Here is a 1968-nt window from a genome sequence, read left to right as displayed (position 1 = left end):
TCGCCTGATTGGTATTATAGTTAATGACATACCTACAGCACAATTACAAACTGCTAACAGCACTATCCGTCCGTTTTTGGAACAGCAAGGTATTCCTGTACTAGGAATGTTGCCCAAAAATGAATTGTTACGCAGTGTTAGTGTTCGCGAACTTGTTAACCAATTAAATGCAGAAGTTCTTGCTTGTAGCGATCGCCTAGATTTGATGGTAGAAAGTTTGGCAATTGGGGCAATGAATGTTAACGCAGCAGTCAAGTATTTCCGCAAACGTCGGAATATGGCAGTGGTAACAGGGGGCGATCGTGTAGAAATTCAGCAGGCTGCTTTGGAAACTTCTACCCAATGCTTGATTTTAACTGGACAATTCCCGCCGCCACCTTTCATTGTTGCTCGTGCAGAAGAACTAGAAATTCCTATTTTGTCAGTCGAATTAGACACTCTCACTACAGTGGAAATTATTGACCGTACTTTTGGCCAGGTGCGTGTGCATGAACCCATTAAAGTTGAGTGCATTCGTCATTTGATGGCTACATATTTTGATGTTGACCGCTTGCTGTCTCAACTTGGCTTGACACTCTCCGAGCTAAAGCCGGGGAAATTATAAACGGCATTTCACTCCCACCCCACAGATATGAAGAGGGTGTGGGGTGTGGGGTGTGGGGAAAATATAAAGCCACTCACTCATAGGTGGGGTTTCAACCTATGAGTGATACAAGGATTTTTTTGCCCACAATTCCACTCGGCTTTAAACAGAGCGGCTCGCAGGCGCTCTTTCTTAGCCTACACCCTACACCCTACACCCACCCCGTTCGCGGAGCGTCACGAAGTGAAGAGGCTTGGTAAAATTCCCTGGAAAAAAGTTCTTAATTGGCCGGATATTATGTTATAATTTTTTGACCAGTGTCCCCTGATTTATCAGAATACTAAGCCCAAACAAAAACCACTGTCGTTTCAACAGAGGATTAAGATTTTCAACAAAGGATTTCAGTAATAGGTTGTTAAAAATAATACATTTTATAGCTCAGTTTGGAGATGTATAGTGACTATAAAATGCCTATAGAGTTTACGTAATAAGCTTTTTTTATTTTTAATTACGCAGAACGGGACTAGTAATCAAAGGTCAAAATTCATCGCTAAGGATGTAGCGTTTAGCGGTGGGAGAATGTCAAAATAGTAGTATATCTGTTCTATTCAGAATCCCAAACTAACACTCCCTAAAACGACATATTTATAGAGGTAGGAATGGCTATCACCACTGACAATGCTGGCAAGCAAAAAGCGCTCAACATGGTACTCAACCAAATTGAGAAGACTTTTGGCAAAGGAACAATCATGCGGCTGGGCGACGCAACTCGCATGCGGGTAGAAACCATTTCTAGTGGAGCGTTGACTCTAGATTTAGCATTGGGTGGCGGTTTACCCAAAGGGCGTGTGATTGAAATTTATGGTCCAGAAAGTTCTGGAAAGACAACACTAGCATTACATGCAGTTGCAGAAGTCCAAAAAGGTGGCGGTATAGCAGCTTATGTCGATGCTGAACACGCACTTGACCCTGCTTATGCAGGCGCGTTGGGCGTCGATATTGCAAATTTGCTAGTTTCCCAACCTGATACAGGGGAAGCAGCATTGGAGATTGTCGATCAGCTTGTCCGTTCTGCTGCAATTGATATTGTGGTTATTGACTCAGTGGCAGCATTGGTTCCCCGTGCTGAAATTGAAGGTGATATGGGTGATGCCCATGTTGGTTTACAAGCAAGGTTAATGAGTCAGGCTTTGCGTAAAATTACTGGCAATATTGGTAAATCTGGCTGCACAGTAATATTTCTAAACCAGTTACGGCAAAAAATTGGTGTTACCTACGGTAATCCAGAAACAACAACTGGTGGTAATGCTTTAAAGTATTATTCTTCTGTGCGGCTAGATATTCGCCGTATTCAGACTTTGAAAAAAGGAACCGAAGAATTTGGG

At 42.7% G+C, this 1968-nt stretch carries 2 protein-coding genes; both read left to right on the top strand.

The genetic code is table 11. The annotated features are described in order from the left end of the window. Positions 1 to 604, top strand: a 604-nt coding sequence (locus tag G4P69_RS37410; RefSeq protein WP_208354967.1) for a phosphotransacetylase family protein, incomplete at its 5' end; no start/stop codon positions are given. Between the two features lie 638 nt (positions 605 to 1242). Further along, positions 1243 to 1968 (top strand): recombinase RecA (gene recA / locus G4P69_RS37405; RefSeq protein ID WP_208354965.1); only part of this gene is annotated, 726 nt, incomplete at its 3' end.

Origin of the sequence: Aetokthonos hydrillicola CCALA 1050 (assembly GCF_017591665.1) — a bacterium.
Taxonomy (GTDB): Bacteria; Cyanobacteriota; Cyanobacteriia; order Cyanobacteriales; family Nostocaceae; genus Aetokthonos; species Aetokthonos hydrillicola.
This window is presented reverse-complemented; position numbering and strand designations above follow the sequence as displayed.